This window comes from Saccharopolyspora montiporae, assembly GCF_015209505.1.
Classification (GTDB): domain Bacteria; phylum Actinomycetota; class Actinomycetes; order Mycobacteriales; family Pseudonocardiaceae; genus Saccharopolyspora; species Saccharopolyspora montiporae.
Genome location: NZ_JADEYC010000014.1, coordinates 17,109 through 36,064, shown reverse-complemented (window position 1 = coordinate 36,064; position 18,956 = coordinate 17,109). Strand labels below are relative to the sequence as shown.

Annotated in this window: 17 protein-coding genes; 6 read left to right on the top strand and 11 right to left on the bottom strand. The window is 70.9% G+C overall.

Annotated features, from left to right (window positions below; all coding sequences use genetic code 11):
- Positions 1-36: 36 nt before the first annotated feature.
- Together IQ251_RS08615 and ndk are read right to left on the bottom strand one after the other, a co-directional pair.
- Positions 37-2,001 carry a TIGR03960 family B12-binding radical SAM protein gene (locus IQ251_RS08615; RefSeq protein WP_193927962.1) on the bottom strand — a complete coding sequence of 655 codons (1,965 nt, stop codon included), beginning with the start codon at positions 1,999-2,001 and terminating at the stop codon, positions 37-39.
- 88 nt (positions 2,002-2,089) lie between these two features.
- Positions 2,090-2,500, bottom strand: coding sequence for a nucleoside-diphosphate kinase (gene ndk / locus IQ251_RS08610; RefSeq protein WP_193927961.1), 411 nt, complete (start codon positions 2,498-2,500; stop codon positions 2,090-2,092).
- Positions 2,501-2,697: 197 nt separating this feature from the next.
- Here ndk and IQ251_RS08605 point away from each other — a divergent pair, with 197 nt between their 5' ends.
- Positions 2,698-3,801 (top strand): zinc-binding dehydrogenase, encoded by a 1,104-nt coding sequence (locus IQ251_RS08605; protein ID WP_193927960.1) that lies wholly within the window; start codon positions 2,698-2,700, stop codon positions 3,799-3,801.
- A 7-nt stretch (positions 3,802-3,808) separates the two neighbouring features.
- On the opposite strand, the gene IQ251_RS08600 is transcribed toward IQ251_RS08605, so the two are convergent.
- Together IQ251_RS08600 and folC are read right to left on the bottom strand one after the other, a co-directional pair.
- The gene (locus IQ251_RS08600) at positions 3,809-4,267 is read right to left on the bottom strand and encodes a DUF4233 domain-containing protein (protein WP_193927959.1); all 459 of its coding nucleotides are present in this window, start codon (positions 4,265-4,267) and stop codon (positions 3,809-3,811) included.
- On the bottom strand, positions 4,264-5,631 hold the full coding sequence (gene folC, locus IQ251_RS08595) for a bifunctional tetrahydrofolate synthase/dihydrofolate synthase (protein WP_193927958.1): 1,368 nt from the start codon (positions 5,629-5,631) through the stop codon (positions 4,264-4,266). The genes IQ251_RS08600 and folC overlap by 4 nt, the downstream gene beginning before the upstream one ends.
- 131 nt (positions 5,632-5,762) lie before the next feature.
- Here folC and IQ251_RS08590 point away from each other — a divergent pair, with 131 nt between their 5' ends.
- Positions 5,763-6,224, top strand: coding sequence for a nuclear transport factor 2 family protein (locus IQ251_RS08590; protein ID WP_193927957.1), 462 nt, complete (start codon positions 5,763-5,765; stop codon positions 6,222-6,224).
- Positions 6,225-6,286: 62 nt separating this feature from the next.
- Here the strand turns inward: IQ251_RS08590 and IQ251_RS08585 are convergent, their stop codons facing one another.
- A complete protein-coding gene (locus IQ251_RS08585; RefSeq protein WP_193927956.1) occupies positions 6,287-8,938 on the bottom strand; it encodes a valine--tRNA ligase in 2,652 nt (883 codons plus the stop codon).
- A gap of 177 nt (positions 8,939-9,115) precedes the next feature.
- Here IQ251_RS08585 and IQ251_RS08580 point away from each other — a divergent pair, with 177 nt between their 5' ends.
- Positions 9,116-11,413 (top strand): FdhF/YdeP family oxidoreductase, encoded by a 2,298-nt coding sequence (locus IQ251_RS08580; protein ID WP_193927955.1) that lies wholly within the window; start codon positions 9,116-9,118, stop codon positions 11,411-11,413.
- A 3-nt stretch (positions 11,414-11,416) separates the two neighbouring features.
- Here the strand turns inward: IQ251_RS08580 and IQ251_RS08575 are convergent, their stop codons facing one another.
- The 4 genes from IQ251_RS08575 to IQ251_RS08565 all read right to left on the bottom strand — a co-directional run bounded on the left by IQ251_RS08575 (position 11,417) and on the right by IQ251_RS08565 (position 13,804).
- Positions 11,417-11,941 carry a hypothetical protein gene (locus IQ251_RS08575; protein ID WP_193927954.1) on the bottom strand — a complete coding sequence of 175 codons (525 nt, stop codon included), beginning with the start codon at positions 11,939-11,941 and terminating at the stop codon, positions 11,417-11,419.
- A gap of 115 nt (positions 11,942-12,056) precedes the next feature.
- Positions 12,057-12,272, bottom strand: coding sequence for a hypothetical protein (locus IQ251_RS08570; RefSeq protein WP_193927953.1), 216 nt, complete (start codon positions 12,270-12,272; stop codon positions 12,057-12,059).
- A gap of 90 nt (positions 12,273-12,362) precedes the next feature.
- Positions 12,363-12,470 (bottom strand): MFS transporter small subunit, encoded by a 108-nt coding sequence (locus IQ251_RS20370; protein WP_441007485.1) that lies wholly within the window; start codon positions 12,468-12,470, stop codon positions 12,363-12,365.
- A complete protein-coding gene (locus tag IQ251_RS08565; RefSeq protein WP_370591300.1) occupies positions 12,467-13,804 on the bottom strand; it encodes an OFA family MFS transporter in 1,338 nt (445 codons plus the stop codon). The genes IQ251_RS20370 and IQ251_RS08565 overlap by 4 nt, the downstream gene beginning before the upstream one ends.
- Positions 13,805-13,922: 118 nt before the next feature.
- Between IQ251_RS08565 and fdhD the strand changes: the two genes are divergently transcribed.
- On the top strand, positions 13,923-14,756 hold the full coding sequence (gene fdhD, locus IQ251_RS08560; protein ID WP_193927952.1) for a formate dehydrogenase accessory sulfurtransferase FdhD: 834 nt from the start codon (positions 13,923-13,925) through the stop codon (positions 14,754-14,756).
- Positions 14,757-14,878: 122 nt separating this feature from the next.
- Positions 14,879-15,784 carry an alpha/beta hydrolase gene (locus IQ251_RS08555; RefSeq protein WP_193927951.1) on the top strand — a complete coding sequence of 302 codons (906 nt, stop codon included), beginning with the start codon at positions 14,879-14,881 and terminating at the stop codon, positions 15,782-15,784.
- 22 nt (positions 15,785-15,806) lie between these two features.
- Here the strand turns inward: IQ251_RS08555 and IQ251_RS08550 are convergent, their stop codons facing one another.
- Positions 15,807-16,400, bottom strand: coding sequence for an RBBP9/YdeN family alpha/beta hydrolase (locus tag IQ251_RS08550; protein WP_193927950.1), 594 nt, complete (start codon positions 16,398-16,400; stop codon positions 15,807-15,809).
- A 125-nt stretch (positions 16,401-16,525) separates the two neighbouring features.
- Between IQ251_RS08550 and IQ251_RS08545 the strand changes: the two genes are divergently transcribed.
- Positions 16,526-17,407 (top strand): alpha/beta hydrolase, encoded by an 882-nt coding sequence (locus IQ251_RS08545; protein WP_193927949.1) that lies wholly within the window; start codon positions 16,526-16,528, stop codon positions 17,405-17,407.
- Between the two features lie 117 nt (positions 17,408-17,524).
- Here IQ251_RS08545 and clpX read toward each other — a convergent pair whose 3' ends face one another.
- A complete protein-coding gene (gene clpX, locus IQ251_RS08540; RefSeq protein ID WP_193927948.1) occupies positions 17,525-18,805 on the bottom strand; it encodes an ATP-dependent Clp protease ATP-binding subunit ClpX in 1,281 nt (426 codons plus the stop codon).
- Between the last annotated feature and the right edge of the window lie 151 nt (positions 18,806-18,956).

Sequence of the window (18,956 nt, the reverse complement as noted above, 5' to 3'; positions counted from 1 at the left end):
GTCGTGCGAGCCGGGCGCGTCCGCCCGCGATGCGCCTCAGCCCTGCTCGAAAGCGGGGTTGCGCACCGGAGAACCCGTGGCCACCGGACTGATCGGCAACAGCTTGCGGTCCGTCGGCCCCACCTCGATGTCGGTACCCATCGTCGGGCACACACCGCAGTCGAAGCAGGGCGTCCAGCGGCAGTCGTCCTGCTCGCGGGCCTGCAGGGCGTCCTGCCAGTCGTCCCACAGCCACTGCTTGTCCAGCCCGGAATCCAGGTGGTCCCACGGCAGGACCTCGTCCTGCTCCCGTTCGCGGGTGGTGAACCAATCCAGATCCACGCCGAACGGCGCCAGCTCCGCGGCCGCGCAGGAGACCCAGCGGTCGTAGGAGAAGTGCTCGTTCCAGCCGTCGAACCGGCCGCCCTCGCGCCACACCCGCTCGATCACCGGACCGAGCCGCCGATCGCCGCGGGACAGGAACCCCTCGATCATGGACGGCTTGCCGTCGTGGTAGCGCACGCCGATGTTGCGCCCGATCCTGCGGTCCGAGTTGATCTCCTGGCGCAGCTTGCGCAGCCGCTCGTCCACCGTCGCCGGGTCGGTCTGCGCCGCCCACTGGAACGGGGTGTGCGGTTTCGGGACGAACCCGCCGATGGAGATCGTGCACCGGATGTCCTTGCGGCCGGAGGCTTCCCGGCCGGTGCGGATGACCCGCTTGGCCATCTCGGCGATCTGCAGGACGTCGTCGTCCTCCTCGGTCGGCAGTCCGCACATGAAGTAGAGCTTGACCTGGCGCCAGCCGTTGGCGAACGCGGCCGAGACCGTGCGGATCAAGTCTTCCTCGGAGACCATCTTGTTGATCACCCGGCGGATCCGCTCGCTACCGCCCTCCGGGGCGAAGGTCAGCCCGGACCGGCGGCCGTTGCGGGACAGCTCGTTGGCCAGGTCGATGTTGAACGCGTCCACCCGGGTGGACGGCAGGGACAGCCCGGTGTTGGTGCCCTCGTAGCGGTCGGCCAGCCCCTTGGTGATGTCGCCGATCTCCGAGTGGTCGGCCGAGCTCAGCGACAGCAGCCCGACCTCCTCGAAGCCGGTGGACTCCAGCCCCTGCTGCACCATGTCCCCGATGCCCTGCGCGGACCGCTCGCGCACCGGGCGGGTGATCATCCCGGCCTGGCAGAACCGGCAGCCCCGAGTACAGCCGCGGAAGATCTCCACGCTCATCCGCTCGTGCACGCTCTCCGCCAGCGGAACGAGCGGCTGCTTCGGGTAGGGCCAGTCGTCCAGCTCCATCGTCGTGCGCTTGAACACGCGGTGCGGCACGCGCGACCGGTTCGGCACGACCTCGTCGATGCCGCCGTCCGGGCGGTAGCGCACGTCGTAGAACTGCGGGACGTACACCCCGCCACCCTCGGCGAGCCGCAGCAGCAGTTCGGTGCGCCCGCCCGGGCACCCCTCCTGCTTCCACGCGCGCAGCACGGCGGTGGCCTCCAGGACGGCCTCCTCGCCGTCGCCGAGCACCACCGCGTCCAGGAAGTCGGCGACCGGCTCCGGGTTGAACGCCGCGTGCCCGCCGCCGAGCACCACGGGGTGCTCGTCCGTGCGGTCGACCGCGTGCAGCGGTATCCCGGCCAGGTCCAGCGCGGTGAGCAGGTTGGTGTAGCCGAGCTCGGTCGCGAAGCTCACGCCCAGCACGTCGAAGGCGCCCACCGGCCGGTGGTCGTCCACGGTGAACTGCGGGACGCCGTGCTCGCGCATGAGCTCTTCGAGGTCCGGCCACACCGCGTAGGTGCGCTCGGCCAGCACGTCCGGCTGCTCGTTGAGCACCTCGTAGAGGATCTGCACACCCTGGTTGGGCAGCCCGACCTCGTAGGCGTCCGGGTACATCAGGCACCACCGGACGGCGGCCGACTCCCAGGCCTTGATCGTCGCGTTCTGCTCGCCGCCCACGTATTGCACGGGTTTGGAGACCTGCGGCAGCAGCGGTTCCAACCGGTCGAAAACGGACTCCACACGCACGTCCTCAAGGGTAGGGCTCGGGTCGGCAGGTCTCCTGCCGACCCGCCCACCGGAATCGATCAGGCATACGGTCCCGGTGGGACCGGGCTCAGCGGTCCGGGAACCAGAGCTTGATCTCGCGCTCGGCCGATTCCGCCGAGTCCGACCCGTGCACCAGGTTGTACTGGACCTCCAGGCCGTAGTCCCCGCGGATGCTGCCCGGGGCGGCCTTCTCGACCGGGTGCGTACCGCCGGCGATCTGGCGGAACGCGGCCACCGCGTTCTCCCCCTCGACGATCGCGGCCACCACGGAGCCGGAGGTGATGAACTCGACCAGCGAACCGAAGAACGGCTTGTCGGCGTGCTCGGCGTAGTGCTGGCCGGCGAGCTCGTCGTCGACGTTCTTCAGCTCCAGCGCGGCCAGCTTCAGGCCCTTGCGCTCGATGCGGGACAGGACCTCGCCGACCAGGCCCCGCTCGACGCCGTCGGGCTTGACCAGGACCAGGGTGCGCTCACTCACGGTGTTGTCTCCTTCGTCGCCTGAGCGCGGCACCCGTCAACGGCCGCGCCGGATTTGCCCGTCAGGGTATCGGTGCAGGTGAGCGCGGCGAGCGCGGGCCCGTGCACGGTTCGGGCCGGGTGAGGGCCCTGGTGCGGTGCTGAGCTGCGCGATAGCTTCGCGTCATACCGACTGGACGGTCTGAACCGGAGGCCCGGATGCGTGCCGCCTTGCACACCGCCCCGAACGAACCGATGCGGATCGAGGAGCTGGCCGATCCGCAGCCCCGCGCCGGCGAGGTCGCCATCGAGGTGCACTCCTGCGGCGCCTGCCACACGGATTTGCACGTGCTCAAGGGCGAACTCCCGTTCCCCGCACCGGCCGTGCTGGGGCACGAGGTCGCCGGGGTGGTCGGCGAGGTCGGTGCGGGCGTGACCGGGATCGCGCCCGGGGACCGCGTGGTCACCAGCTTCATCATGCCCTGCGGGCGGTGCGCGCAGTGCACCCGCGGCAACGAGGAGATCTGCCAGGAGTTCTTCACCTACAACCGCGGCCGCGGACGCCTCTACGACGACGAGACCCGGCTGTTCCGCCCGAACGGCGAGCCGGTCTGGATGTACTCGATGGGCGGGCTCGCACAGCGCTGCGTCACACCCGCCACCTCGGTCTACCGCGTGCCGGACGGCGTCGAACTGGCCGATGTGGCCTCGGTCGGCTGCTCGACCATGACCGCCTACGGAGCGCTGCGCCACGCGGGCCAGGTGCAGGTCGGCGACACCGTGGCCGTCGTGGCCGCGGGCGGGGTGGGGTCGGCGCTGATCCAGCTCGCCGCGCTGTTCGGCGCCGCGACGATCATCGCGGTGGACATCGAGCAGGACAAGCTCGACGCCGCCCGCGGGCTCGGGGCCACGCACGTGATCAATTCCGCCGAGACCGACGCGGCCGAGGCGGTCCGCGAGATCACCGGCGGGCGCGGGGTGGACGTCGCGTTCGAGGCGCTGGGCTCGGTGCCGACCTTCGGGATCGCCCGGGACTCGGTCGTCGAGGGCGGGCGCGTCGTGGTCGTGGGCATCGCCCCGCGCGGCACGAGCGCGGAGTTCGACCTGGCCACCATCGCGCGGCGCAAGCTGCAGATCACCGGTTCCTACGGCGCGAAACCGCGGCGGGACATGCCGGTGCTGCTGGACCTGGTCGGGCGAGGCCTGCTGCGGCCGCAGGACGCGATCACCCGCCGTTACCCGTTCGCGCAGGTGCAGGACGCTTACGACGCGCTGCGCGCGGGCGAGACCATCGGCCGCGCGGTCGTGGACATGCCCGGGTGACCCGAGCTCAGGTGGTGCGCTCCGGCGGATATCCGGGCGGGTGGCCGAGCTGGTCGTACAGCTGGCCCCCGCGCATCCGCGCGGCCACGTCCCGGCGCAGGCGCAGGATGTAGACCCAGATCAGCGCGAAGACGATGCCCATGATCCCGATGCCGGGATGCACCAGCCAGCACAGCACCACGCCCGCCTGCAACGCCAGGGCGAACCACAGCCCCCACGGGCGGCGCTGGACGAACGCGGCGACCAGCATCAGCACGGACAGCGCGATCACCAGCGCGAACCCGGCGCTGCTCACGCCCCCGCCGAGCTGCCAGACGACCGGCAGCGCGAGCAGGAACACGATGAACTCCATGACCAGGGTCCCGGCCATCACGCCGCGCAGGCCCTTCCACGGATCGCGCACCCCGTCCGGGGCTTGCGGGAGCCCCTGCTCGTCGGAGGGGAGTTCGCCGCCCGGTGCGGTCATGCGGGCTCCTTGCCGAACAGGGCGCGCCCCTCGCCCGCGGTCACCACGGAGCCGGTGATCACGACCCCGCCGCCGGAGACGGACTCGGCCGGATCCGAGGTCTCCTCGGCCAGCTGGATCGCGGTCTCCACCGCGTTGTCCAGCCGCGGTTCCACGACGATGCGGTCGGCGCCGAAGATGTCCTTGGCGATCCCGGCCAGTTCGTCGGGATCCATCGCGCGCGGCGACGAGTTGGTCGTCACCACCACTTCCTCCGCGACCGGTTCGAGTGCGCCGAGGATGCCGCGCGCGTCCTTCTCGCCGAGCACGGCGACCACGCCGACCAGCTTGCGGAAGGAGAACTCGGAGTTGACCGCCTCGGCCAACGCCCGCGCCCCGTGCGGGTTGTGCGCGGCGTCCACCAGCACCGCCGGTGCGGCGCGGACCCGCTCCAGCCGCCCGGGGGTGAGCACCGAGGCGAACCCCTCGCGCACCGCTTCCGCATCCAGCTGGCGGTCGGCCCCGGCGCCGAAGAACGCCTCGACCGCCGCCAGCGCCACCGCCGCGTTGCGCGCCTGGTGCTCGCCGTGCGCGGGCAGGAAGACCTCGTCGTAGACACCGCCCAGGCCCTGCAGCTTCAGCATCTGCCCGCCCACGGCCACCGTGCGGGACAGCACGCCGAACTCGTGCCCTTCGCGGGCCACCGTCGCGTCCACCTCGGCGACTCGGTTCATGATCACCTGCTCGGCCTCGGGCTGCTGCCCGGCGACCACGGCGATGGAGCCGGGCTTGATGACGCCCGCCTTCTCGCCGGCGATCGTGGCCAGGTCCTCGCCCAGGTACTCGGCGTGGTCCAGCGCCACCGGGCAGACCACCGAGACGGCGCCGTCGGCGACGTTGGTGGCGTCCCAGCTCCCGCCGAGACCGACCTCCAGCACCGCCACCTCGACCGGGGCGTCGGCGAACGCGGCGAACGCCATCCCGGTGAGCACTTCGAACTTGCTCATCGGCACATCGCTGCGCTCATCCACCAGCCGCACGTACGGGGCCACGTCGCGGAACGCCTCGACGTAGCCGTGCGGGCTGATCGGCGCGCCGTCGATGCTGATCCGCTCGGTGGCCAGCTGCAGGTGCGGGCTGGTGTAGCGCCCGGTGCGCAGGCCGAGCCGGGTGAACAGGGCGTCGGTCATCCGCGAGGTGGACGACTTGCCGTTGGTCCCCGCGATGTGCACGACGGGGTAACTGCGCTGCGGATCGGCGAGCAGTTCGGTCAGCGCCTTGATCCGGTCAAGCGAGGGCTCGATCTTGGTCTCCGGCCACCGCTCGTTGAGCTCGGCCTCCACCGCGCGGAGTTCGCGCAGCTCACCCGGATCGATCGCGGACACGTGCTCACCTCTTCGCCCCGACGGACTTGCTGGTCACAGTTTACGTGGCCCGAGCAGCGGAACCGGACGAGGCCGTCCCGCGGCAGAATGCCGAGCACGCGCAGCGATCTTGCGAGAGGTGGGGAACGATCATGCGTCAGCTCGCCGTGATCACCGTGCTACCTGCGGTACTGCTGGCAGCGGCGGCCTGCACCACGCCCGGCGCGGCCGAAGGCGAGGAAGGGGCCCGGGACGCCGCGGCATCCTTCCTGGAGGCGGTGCGCGCCGAGGACGGCGACACCGCGTGCAAGTTGCTCACGAACGCTGCGCGCCAGGACCGAGCCGTGGACAGCGGCGAGGGCGACTGCACGGTGGCCCTGGCCGGCATCGCCGGGGACATGAGCGACGGGGAGATGCGCGAATTCGAGGCCGTGCAGGTGGATCGCGTCGTGCTCTCGGACAACGGCCCGCGCGCCGAGGTCGTGCTGTCCTCGCCCGGCGCCGAGGACGACCTGCTCAGCGGGATCGGGTTGACCGACCGCATCGAGCTCAAGCGCACGCAGGACCGCTGGGCGGTGGAGAGCTTCTCGTTCCGGCAGGCCCCGAACCGCTGACCCGGCCGGCGATCCGCGCCCGGGGTGCCCGCCCGCATCCGGACGGGCACCCCGGGCCGCGATCAGGCCGACGGCAGTGCTGCCAGGCGGGATTCGATCCGGGCGATGTCGCTGTGCGCGGTCTCCCGCCGGGCCTTGATCTTGTCCACGACCTCGGCCGGGGCCTTGTCGGTGAACGAGGGGTTGTTCAGCTTCTTCTCCGTGCCGTCCAACTCCTTGCGCGCCGCGGCCAGGTCCTTCTCCAACCGCTTGCGCTCCGCGGCCACGTCGACCGCGCCGGACAGGTCCAGGCCGACGGTGGCGGTGCCGCCGGTCAGCCCGACCTCCAGGGACGCCGAGGAGGTGAACTCCTCGCCTGGCGCGTTGAGCTTGGCCAGCGAGCGGACCGCACCCAGGTGGCCGGTCAGCCCCGGCCCATCCAGCCCGTCGAGCCGGGCAGCGACCCGCTGACCGGGCTTGAGTCCCTGGTCGGAGCGGAACCGGCGGATCTCGGTGACCAGCTTGCGCACTGCGGCGATCCGGTCGGCGGCGGCCTCGTCCGGCTGCGCACCGGACGGGACCGGCCAGTCGGCGATGACGACCGATTCGCGGCCGGTCAACGCCGTCCACAGCGTCTCGGTGATGAACGGGACGATCGGGTGCAGCAGGCGCAGCAGCACGTCCAGCACGTGGCCGAGGACCTCCCGGGTGCGCTCGGCCCCTTCGCCGCCCTCGTCGAGCTGCACCTTGGACAGCTCCACGTACCAGTCGCAGAACTCGTCCCAGGTGAAGTGGTAGAGCGCCTCGGTCGCCTTGGCGAACTGGAAGTCCTCCAGCAGCTCGTCGACCTCGGTCACCAGCCGGTCGGCGCGGTCCAGGATCCACCGGTCGGCGTCGGTGAGCTCCGCCCGCGCGGGCAGCACCTCCGGCACCCGCGCACCGTTCATCAGCGCGAACTTGGTGGCGTTGAACAGCTTCGTGCAGAAGCTGCGCGAACCGGCCACCCACTCCTCGCTGATCGGCGCGTCGGTGCCCGGGTTGGCCCCGCGCGCCAGCGTGAAGCGAAGCGCATCCGTGCCGTAGTTGTCCATCCACTCCAGCGGGTCGACCGTGTTGCCCGCGGACTTGGACATCTTCTTGCCGAACCCGTCGCGGACCATGCCGTGCAGCGCGATGGTCCGGAACGGGACCGCGTCCTCCGGAGCGCGGTCGCGCATGGCGTACAGCCCGAACATCATCATCCGGGCGACCCAGAAGAAGAGGATGTCGTAGCCGGTCACCAGCACGCTGGTCGGGTAGAACTTGCTCAGATCGGCGGTCTCGTCCGGCCAGCCCATCGTGGAGAACGGCCACAGCGCGGAGGAGAACCAGGTGTCCAGGACGTCCTCGTCCTGCCGCCAGCCCTCCCCGGTCGGCGGCTCGTCGTCCGGCCCCAGGCACACGACCTCGCCGTTCGGGCCGTACCAGATCGGGATCCGGTGGCCCCACCACAGCTGCCGCGAGATGGCCCAGTCGTGCAGGTTGTCGACCCAGTCGAAATAGCGCTTGTCCATCTCCGGCGGGTGGACCTGCACCCGGCCGTCGCGCACCGCGTCGCCCGCGGCCTGCGCCAGCGGCCCCACCTTGACGAACCACTGCAGCGACAGCCGCGGTTCGATCGGCTCCTTGGACCGCGAGCTGTGCCCGACGCTGTGCCGGTAGGGGCGCTTCTCCTCCAGGATGCGCCCCTCCTCGCGCAGCGCCTCGCGCACCGCGGCCCGAGCCTCGAAGCGGTCCATGCCGTCGAACCGGGTCCGGGTGCCGTCGATGCGGCCCTGCTCGTCCATGACGGTGAGCATCGGCAGGTCGTGCCGCTTGCCGATCTCGAAGTCGTTCGGGTCGTGCGCCGGGGTGACCTTGACCGCACCGCTGCCGAACTCCGGATCCACGTGCTCGTCGGCCACGACCGGGATCGACCGGCCGGTCAGCGGCAGTTCGACCGAGGTGCCGACCAGGTGCCGGTAGCGCTCGTCGTCCGGGTGCACCGCGATCGCGGTATCACCGAGCATCGTCTCGACCCGGGTGGTGGCCACCACGATGGAGCCGTCCCCGCTGCCGTAGCGCATGGTGACCAGCTCGCCGTCGACCTCGCGGTGCTCGACCTCGATGTCCGAGATCGCCGAGCGCATCTGCGGCGACCAGTTGACCAGGCGTTCCGCCCGGTAGATCAGCCCGTCGTCGTAGAGCTGCTTGAAGATCGTCTGCACCGCGCGGGACAGGCCGTCGTCCATGGTGAACCGCTCGCGGGTCCAGTCGACGCCGTCGCCGAGGCGGCGCATCTGGTCCAGGATCGCGCCGCCGTGCGTGTTCTTCCACTCCCAGGCGCGGGCCAGGAACTGCTCGCGGCCCAGCTCGCGGTGGTCGGCCACGCCCTCGTCGCGCAACTGGTTCTCCACCAACGCCTGCACCGCGATGCTGGCGTGGTCCATGCCCGGCAGCCACAGCGCCTCGTAGCCCTGCATCCGGCGGCGGCGGGTGAGCAGGTCCATCAGCGTGTGCTCGTAGGCGTGGCCGATGTGCAGGCTGCCGGTGACGTTCGGCGGCGGGATGACGATCGAGAACGGCGGCTTGCCGCTGTTGGCGTCGGCGGTGAAGTACCCGGCGTCCACCCAGCGCTGGTACAGCTCGGCCTCTACGTCGGCCGGGTTCCAGGTCGACGGGAGTTCACGGTGCTGAGCGGCATGGGTCTGTGTCACGCACCGGATTCTACGAGTGCCGCCGCGGCCGGTTGAGCGGGGACTTCGCCGCACCCCGCGCGGGCCCCGGACGGGGCGCGATCGGTCGGGCACGCCACGTGCCGATCGGCCCGCGCGGCATGTGGCACTGTCCCGGCGGCTGGTCAGCGGCGGCTCCGCCGGGGCATGATGCAGCACATGTCGCGCAAAGCCCCGGAATCCGACATCGACGAGGACCAGCTGCGGGTCGGCGAGCCCGGTCGGGCCGCGGCCGGCGTCAAGGGCGTGCTGGTCTCGCTGCAGCGCAGCTGGGAGCAGATGGGCACGTCCCGCACGATCCGGACGCTGCCGCTGCTCAACCAGCGGTCCGGCTTCGACTGCCCGGGCTGCGCGTGGCCCGACCCGCAAGAGGCCGACGGCGACAAGCGCAAGATGGCCGAGTTCTGCGAGAACGGTGCGAAGGCGGTGGCCGAGGAAGCCACCACCCGCCGGGTGGACCCGGAGTTCTTCGCCCGGCACAGCGTCGCCGAGCTCGCCGACCGCACCGACTACTGGCTGGGCCAGCAGGGCAGGCTCACCCACCCGGTGATCAAGCGGGAGGGCGATGCGCACTACCGGCCGGTGGAGTGGGCCGAGGCGTTCCGGGTGATCGCCGAACAACTGCGCGCGCTGGAGTCGGCGGACGAGGCCGCCTTCTACACCTCCGGGCGCACCAGCAACGAAGCCGCGTTCCTGTACCAGCTGCTGGTGCGCAGCTACGGCACCAACAACCTGCCGGACTGCTCGAACATGTGCCACGAGTCGTCCGGTTCCGCGCTGACCGAGACGATCGGCATCGGCAAGGGATCGGTGTCGCTGTCCGATGTGGAGCACGCCGATCTCGTGCTGGTCGTCGGGCAGAACCCGGGGACCAACCACCCGCGGATGCTGTCCTCGCTGGAGAAGGTCAAGCAGCGCGGCGGGAAGATCATCGCGGTCAACCCGCTGCCGGAGACCGGGCTGATGCGGTTCAAGAACCCGCAGAACGCACGTGGTGTGGTCGGCAATGGCACCGAGCTGGCCGACGAGTTCGCGCAGATCCGCATCGGCGGTGACCTGGCGCTGTTCCGCGCGCTGAACGCGCTGCTGCACCGGTCCGGCGCGCTGGACCGCGAGTTCATCGACGAGTACTGCCACGGCTACGACGAGTTCACCGCCTCGCTGGGCGAGATCGACTGGGACGAGGTCACCGAGCAGACCGGCCTGGAGCGGGCGCAGATCGAGCGCATCGCCGAGATGCTGGCCGGTTCGGAGCGCACCGTGGCCTGCTGGGCGATGGGGCTGACCCAGCACAAGCACGGTGTCGCCACGATCCGCGAGGTCGTGAACACGCTGCTGCTGCGCGGGATGATCGGCAAACCGGGTGCCGGTGTGTGCCCGGTGCGCGGCCACTCCAACGTGCAGGGCGACCGCACGATGGGCGTCTGGGAGAAGATGCCGGAGTCGTTCCTGGCCGCGCTGGATGCGGAGTTCGGCATCTCCGCTCCCCGCGAGCACGGTCTGGACACAGTGGACGCGATCCGCGCGATGCGGTCCGGCGGTGTTCGAGTTTTCCTCGGCATGGGCGGCAATTTCGTCTCCGCCACTCCGGACACCGAGGCGACCGCGCAGGCGTTGCAGGACTGCGAGCTCACGGTGCAGGTGTCCACCAAGCTCAACCGCTCGCACGTGGTCCCGGGGCGCACCGCGCTGATCCTGCCCACGCTGGGGCGCACCGAGCGCGATGTGCAGGACAGCGGCGAGCAGTTCGTGACCGTCGAGGACTCGATGTCGGTGGTGCACGCCTCGCGCGGCAGGCTGGCCCCCGCCTCGGACGAGCTGATCTCCGAGGTGGCGATCGTGTCCCGGCTGGGCCGCGAGCTGCTCGGCGACGAGCACCCGGTCCGCTGGGCGTCCTTCGAGCGCGACTACGACGCGATCCGCGAGCACATCGCCCACGTGGTTCCCGGCTGCGCGGACTACAACGCCCGCGTGCGCGAGCCGGACGGGTTCGTGCTGCCGCACCCGCCGCGGGACAGCCGCACCTTCCCCACCGCCACCGGCAAGGCGAACTTCACCGTGAACAGCGCCGAACCACTGCGGGTCCCGGAAGGCAGGCTGCTGCTGCAGACGCTGCGCAGCCACGACCAGTACAACACCACGATCTACGGGCTCTCCGACCGCTACCGCGGCATCGAGGACGCGCGGCGCGTGGTGCTGGTCAACGCCGAGGACATCAGCGCGCTCGGGTTCACCGACGGCGATCCGGTGGACGTCGTCTCGGAGTGGACGACGGCCGAGGGGGACCTGCAGGAGCGCCGGGCCAAGCGGTTCCGCCTGGTGGCGTTCCCGACAGCGCGCGGCTGCGCCGCGGCCTACTACCCGGAGGCCAACCCGCTGGTGGCGCTGGACTCGGTCGCCGAGAAGTCGAACACCCCGGTGTCCAAGGCGATTCAGGTGCGCTTCGAACCGGCCTGACCCTCAGGATCGGACCTGCGCGGCGAAGGCCGGGTGCGGATCCGCGACGAGCACGAACCGGCCGTCGGCGGAGGTCCGCGCCCGGCTGATCCGCGGCAGCGACCCCCAGCTGAACGGGAGCACCGCGGCGAGGACGGCGGCGAACCCGCCGAGCAGCGGCACACCCAGCACCGCGGACTGCTCGCCGGTGCTCACCCGGATCAGCAGCGCCACGGCGATCGAGACCAGCCCGCCGCCCAGCAGCAGCAGCGCGAGCCCGAGCAGCGCTGATCGCCGCCTTGCGCAGCTGCGGCACAGCGGCCAGCCGCGCACCCGGGTGACCTGCACCTGCCGGGCGCGCTCACCCGCCCGCGCGGCCATGCCGAGCACGTTGGCGTTCAACACCCGGCTCCCCTGCACCTGCGCGCGGGACTGCACCGCGAAGTCCGCCGACCGCACCGCGGGCCGGCCGTGCGCCGCGCAGGCCGCGGGCAGGTTGCCCGCGACCGCCGCGGATTCCGCAGGGATGCGCACCTCGTCACCGGCCATGGCACTCCCGCCCCACGACGAACCAGGACGTTCCGGCCGGGTCGCCGCAGCCGCGCACGACGGGCCCGCGCGGTGTAGCCGGGCCCGAGCCCGTCCGGTGCGCCGGTTCCGCGGCTCATGAGCGGTCCTGTTCGTCGAACGGCTTCTGCTCGTCGTCCTGGACGAACGCCTTGTTCGTCTCCTGCAAACCTTCCTTCACCGCGGGAATCGCGTCGCCCGGCCCGGGGGCGAGATGCCCGAGGTCAGCGGAGAAGGCGCTGCGGACCACGTTCTGCCCGTCGGTGAACCCCTTGCCGAGCTTCTCGTCCACAGTGGAGGCCAGATCGCCCACCCGGGACCCTCCAGGAATCGATACGGGTCCACGGAAGTCTGCCTCCTGGCGATGTTTGCGGTCCCGACGCACACCGGGACCGGCGTCCACTCAGGACTGGAAGAGCTGGGTGACCTTGAGGGCGAGTTCGTACACGCCGTAGGCGAACGGCACGCCCACCCACACCCAGGCGAACACCAGTAGCGCGGTCCGGTTCACCGGGCACCTCCTGCGTCCAGCGGTTCGTGGTGCCGGGAATGCACCGGGCGCACCAGCTCATTGGCGACGAAACCGACCGCCAGCAACCCGATCATCACCGACAGCGAGGTCGCGTACAGCGCGGGCCCGGTCTCGCCCGCGGCCGTGCCGGCATCGGCGAAGGCGTTCACGATCAGCGGGCCGGCGACCCCGGCCACCGACCAGGCGGTGAGCAGCCGCCCGTGGATGGCACCGACCTGGAAACTGCCGAACAGGTCCTTGAGGTACGCCGGGATGGTGGAGAACCCCGCGCCGTAGAAGGACAGGATCAGCGTCGCGCACACCGCGAACAGCAGGATCCCGGAGTCCCCGACCAGCAGGATGCCCAGGTACAGCAGGATCCCGCCGCCCAGGTAGAGCCGGTAGATGTTCTTGCGCCCCACCACGTCCGAGACCGACGACCACACGAACCGGCCGAGCATGTTGGTCAGCGACAGCAGCGCGACGAACCCGGCCGCCGAACTCGCCGCCACCGGCGTCGCGGTTCCGGCGAAGAAGTCCACGATCATCGGCGCGGCCTTCTCCAGGATGCCGATACCCGCGGTCACGTTGCAGCACAGCACGATCCACAGCAGCCAGAACTGCGGCGTGCGCAGCGCAGTGCGGGCCGAGACCCGGATCCCCTGCTGCGCACCGGTGGCCTCCGGCGCCGCACCCGGCGGCCGCCAGTCGGCCGGGGGCACCCGGATCAGCAGCACGCCCAGCGACATGAACACCGCGTACACCACGCCGTGCACCAGGAAGGACAGCGCGATACCGGAGTTGTCCGAGCCGAACGAGGTGAGCATCTGCTCCGACCACGGCGAGGCGATCAGCGCACCGCCGCCGAAACCCATGATCGCGATACCCGCCGCCATGCCCGGGCGGTCCGGGAACCACTTGATCAGCGTGGAAACCGGTGAGATGTAACCGATCCCGAGCCCGACACCACCGATGACGCCGTACCCGAGCACGACCAGCCAGTACTGTCCGAGCGCTACTCCCAGCGCCGATACCAGGAATCCCGCGGAGAAGCAGCTGGTGGACACCGCCATCGCCCAGCGCGGACCGCGCCGTTCGACGACCGTGCCACCGGTGGCCGCGGAGAGTCCGAGCATGACGATCGCCAGCTGGAACGGCAGGGCGCTGAGCGTTCCGGACAGCCCCAGCGCGTCCTCCAGGGCCGGTTTGAACACGCTCCACGCGTAAACCTGGCCGATCGACAGGTGCACCGCCAGCGCCGCGGGAGGCACCAGCCACCGGTTCCAGTCCGGCGGCGCCACCGTCCGCGCCGGAGTGAGCAGGCCCGACACCACTGCACCCTCCAAGGGTGGGTTCCAAAGGTCGGCTGAGCATACTGTGTACCTACCCGGCGGCACGAGAGCCGATTTCCATCCCGCCGGAACCGGAACCGCGACGGGGAGGAGGCCGTTGATGGGACGCGTGACGGTGCGGCGCCCGGTCGTCCGGATCGCCGCCGCCGGTTCCCGCACCCGCCCGGATTCGCTGGCGGCCGAGGAACCGATGGAGATCCGGGTCAACGGCCGCGCGCTGTCGGTCACCATGCGCACACCGGGCCACGATGTCGAGCTGGCGCACGGATTCCTGCTCACCGAAGGCGTCGTCGCCGACCGCGACCAGGTGGCCACGGCCCGCTACTGCGACAGCCCGGGCCCCGACGGGCGCAACACCTACAACGTGCTCGACGTCATGTTGGCGCCGGGCGTCGCCCCGCCGGACACCTCGGTGGAGCGCAACTTCTACACCACGTCGTCGTGCGGGGTGTGCGGCAAGGCCGCGTTGGACTCGGTGCGCCTGCGCACCGATCACCCGCCGGAGAACGACCCGGTTCAGCTCACCGCCGGAACGGTCGCGCGACTGCCCGACCTGCTGCGCGACGCGCAACGCGTGTTCGACTCCACCGGCGGGCTGCACGCAGCCGGCCTGTTCGACGACACCGGCCGCGCGCTGGTGGTGCGCGAGGACGTCGGTCGGCACAACGCGGTGGACAAGGTGCTGGGCTGGGCGCTGCTGGACCGGCGAATCCCACTATCGGGATGTGTGCTCATGGTGTCCGGCCGGGCATCCTTCGAGCTGGTGCAGAAGGCGGCGATGGCCGGGGTGCCCGCGCTGTGCGCGGTCTCGGCCCCCTCGTCGCTGGCCGCCGATCTGGCCGAGGAGCAGGGCATGACGCTGGTCGGCTTCCTGCGGGGCGAGTCGATGAACATCTACACCCGGGCGGACCGCATCGTGAACGACATCACTTGAGCACGGCGATTCGCGTTGGTCCCAGCGCCGGTACCTTGGCAGCATGTGCGGCGTCGCGCTCCGTAGTGGGCACATCGCCAACCGCCGCCGGTGAGTAGCAGACCTGGGAAGCTGGAGGACGCATGCGTCACGGCGACTCGGGCGAGAGTCGTTTCCTGAGCCGACGCAGCGTCCTCAGCGCTGGGGTGGCGGGCGCTGCGGCGCTGGGCCTCGGGCTCAGCGGCGACGCCGCGTCGCTGCCGCTGGAGAAGGTCGAGCCGCTGGCCAACCGCACGAACGTCTCGGTCGAGCAGGTGTATTCGCAAGCCCGCCGCCGCGACGTGGATCTCGTCACGATGTATCCGGAAGGTGTTGCGCCACAGCATCTTCCAGTGTGCTTGATGCTGCACGGCAGGTTCGGGGACGCCCGCAAGTCCGTCGGCGCGCTGCCGTCCTGGCTGACCAACTCGGTGCACCGCGGCCGGATTCCGCCCTACGTGTTCCTCGCGGTCGACGGCGGCGGCAACAGCTACTGGCACGACCGCGGCGGCGACGACCCGATGCAGATGCTGCTGGACGAGGTACCGAGCTGGCTGGTGGAACGCGGTCTCGGCGGTCCGCACGGCGAGCCGGCCGCGGCCGCGGGCATCTCGATGGGCGGGTTCGGCGCCCTGCTGTACACCCGCCAGCGCATCGCCGACGGGCACCCGCCCACGGCCACCGCCGTCGTCTCCCCCGCGCTGATCACCGACTGGGGTCGGATGCGCAAGCGGCGGGCCTTCGCCAACGCGCAGGAGTGGGCGGCGATGGACCCGCTGCGGCACGTCGACGAACTCGGCGACGTGCCGCTCGGCGTGTGGTGCGGCACGAACGACCGGTTCATCGACGGCACCCGCGAGTTCATCCGCCGCGCGGACCCGAAGGTGGCCTCGACCACGCCCGGCGGGCACAACAGCAGGTACTACCGCAAGGCGCTGCCCGAACTCGTCAACTTCGTCGGCGATGAGCTGGCGGACTCGGCCGAGCCGGAAGCCGCAGCCGCGCGCTGAATCCCGGCCCGCGCGGGCCGGCTCACACCGACCGCAACCGGCCGGCCGCCCCGGTGGCGGCGGGGCGCGGGATGTCGTCGAACCGGTCGGTCAGCGGCACCGAGCCGTACAGCACCCAGCGCAGCGCCGCAGGCCAGGGCCCGTAACCGGCTTCCGTGTCCAGCCGGGCCCCGTCCAGGATGCTGTCCACCTCGACGTGCAGGGCATCGGCCATGCCGCGCACCTCGTGCATCGCCAGCTCCGGATCGCCGGTGCCGGCCACCAGCCGGGTGAGCCCGGCCACGCGGCGCACCGCTGCGGTGCCGATCGCACACGGCGCAGGCGGCGAGACGAGCAGCACGCGGTCGGCGCGCGGCCAGCGCTCCTCCGCGGTCGCCGCGTGGTGCAGCCACAGCCCGGCCCCGTCCGCGTGCGCGGCGACGACGAACTCCATCCCATCCGGGACCAGGGACATCCGCTCGCGCAGCACCGGCAACCAGTCGTGCAGCCGCGGCCGGGACGGCAGCTGGACCACGTCGACAACCAGCCCGAGCTCACGCAGCTGGTTGTCCAACCAGCGCTGCCAGTGCCACGGGCCCGCCGTACCGTGCACCAGCAGGACGTGCATCTCGGTCATGACGCGGTCCTCCCCGTCCCGCCGCAGTTGTACTCACCGGCAATGATCGTCCAACAACGTCCGGTCCGCATGCGACGGAGGTCGATTCCCCGGCACGGGCCCACATCCGGTGGTTCAATTCGGACATGCGGGTTTCGCGACGCGGCATGCTCGCCGGCGCCGGTTCGCTCGCCGGACTGGGGTTGCTCGGCGGCGCGGGAGCACTGCTCGACGTGCTGCCCGGCGGCTCCGGTCTGCGCTCCGCGCTGGGCCTGACCGGCGATGACGGCACCGTTCCGGATGTGCGACCGGGGACCCTGGACTTCCACCGCCGCTACAGCACCGCCCGCGGGGCCGAAGTGGACCTGATGGTGACGGCACCTCCCGATGTCCGGCCGGACGCGCTGCCGGTGTGCCTGGCGCTGCACCCGCTGCGCTCCTCAGCCCGCGGACTGGCCGATCTCGGGCTCCCCCAATTCGTCACCGACGCCGCGATCCGGCGCGCGACCGGACCGTTCGCGGTGGTGGCACCGGACGGCGGGCAGCACTTCTGGTACGACGCCGGAGACGGCGCCGACCCGCAGGCCATGCTGCGCGATGAACTCCCCGGCTGGCTCGACGAACTGGGGCTGGCGTTGCCCACCGCCGTCCTGGGCATGTCCATGGGCGGGTTCGGGGCACTCGGTTACGCGCACGAGCGAATGGAGACCGGAGCGCCGCTAGCGGCGACCGCCGCGATGTCGCCCGCGCTGTTCGCGCACTGGGAGAGCCTCAACCGGCAGCACGCCGCTCCGGCGAAGGAGATCTGGGCCGCGAACGATCCGCTGCAGCACCCGGACCGGCGAGTCGGCCGCACGCTCGGTGTCTGGTGCGGGACCGCCGACCGCTTCTACGAGAACTCGCGGATCATCGCCCAGCTCGCGAAGGCCGAACTGGCCTCGTTCGAACCGGGCGGGCACAACGCCGGCTACTGGCGGCGCATCCTGCCGGACGTGGTCGACTTCATCGGCGGACACCTGCGCCGTTGACCGGCTGGAGCAGAGCTCACGTGACCGGGAGACGGGACAGGTGCTCCTTCCAGGGGGACCGCCACTCCACCGATCAACCCGCGCCGCGGGCCCGTCCCGGGCACCTGCTCAACCGGGTCAGGCCGACTTGTCCCTGCGTTCCCGACGGGCCGCCTGCCGCGCCACGATGGTGGGGTTGACGTTCTCCCGGACGGTCTGCTCGGTGATCACGACCTTGGCCACGTCCTCGCGGCTCGGGATGTCGTACATGACCGGCAGCAGGACCTCTTCCAGGATCGCGCGCAGGCCGCGAGCACCCGTGCCGCGCAGGATCGCCTGGTCGGCGATGCCCTCCAGCGCGGTCTTGGTGAACTCCAGCTCGACGTTGTCCAGCTCGAACAGCCGCTTGTACTGCTTGACCAGCGCGTTGCGCGGCTCGGTGAGGATGCTGACGAGCGAGTCCTTGTCCAGGTTCGTCACGCTCGCCACGGTGGGCAGCCGGCCGATGAACTCCGGGATCAGCCCGTACTTGATGAGGTCCTCGGGCATCACGTCGGCGAAGTGGTCGGCGGTGTCGGCGTCGCTCTTCGACCGCAGATCGGCGCCGAAACCGACGCTGTGCTTGCCGACCCGCTCCTCGACGATCTGCTCCAGACCGGCGAAGGCGCCGGCCACGATGAACAGCACGTTCGTCGTGTCGATCTGGATGAACTCCTGGTGCGGGTGCTTGCGCCCGCCCTGCGGCGGCACGCTCGCGGTGGTGCCCTCCAGGATCTTCAGCAGCGCCTGCTGCACGCCCTCACCGGAGACGTCCCGGGTGATCGACGGGTTCTCGCTCTTGCGCGCGATCTTGTCGACCTCGTCGATGTAGATGATGCCGGTCTCGGCGCGCTTGACGTCGTAGTCGGCCGCCTGGATCAGCTTGAGCAGGATGTTCTCGACGTCCTCACCGACGTAGCCGGCCTCGGTGAGTGCCGTGGCGTCGGCGATCGCGAACGGGACGTTGAGCATCTTGGCCAGCGTCTGCGCGAGGTAGGTCTTACCGCAGCCGGTCGGGCCGAGCATGAGGATGTTGGACTTGGCCAGCTCCACGGCTTCTTCGGTGCGGCTCTCCCGCTGCTCACCGGCCTGGATGCGCTTGTAGTGGTTGTAGACCGCCACTGACAGGTTGCGCTTGGCCGGGCTCTGCCCGATGACGTACTGATCGAGGAACTCGTGGATCTCGGCCGGTTTGGGCAGCTCGTCGAGTTTGACGTCGCCCGCTTCGGCGAGTTCCTCCTCGATGATCTCGTTGCAGAGACCGATGCACTCATCGCAGATGTACACGCCGGGGCCGGCGATGAGTTTCTTGACCTGCTTCTGGCTCTTCCCGCAGAAGGAGCACTTCAGCAGGTCGCCGCCGTCACCGATACGTGCCATGCCCGCTGACCCGTCCCCTCCGGCACACCATCCGGCAGTGCGCCTGACCGTTCGTCCTCGTCGACGGTACCTGCCATTCCCCGCGTTCGGGGAGGCTCGCAGTTCCCGCCACCCGTCGAGCGCAGTGTGACCAGCGTTGCGCCCGATCTGC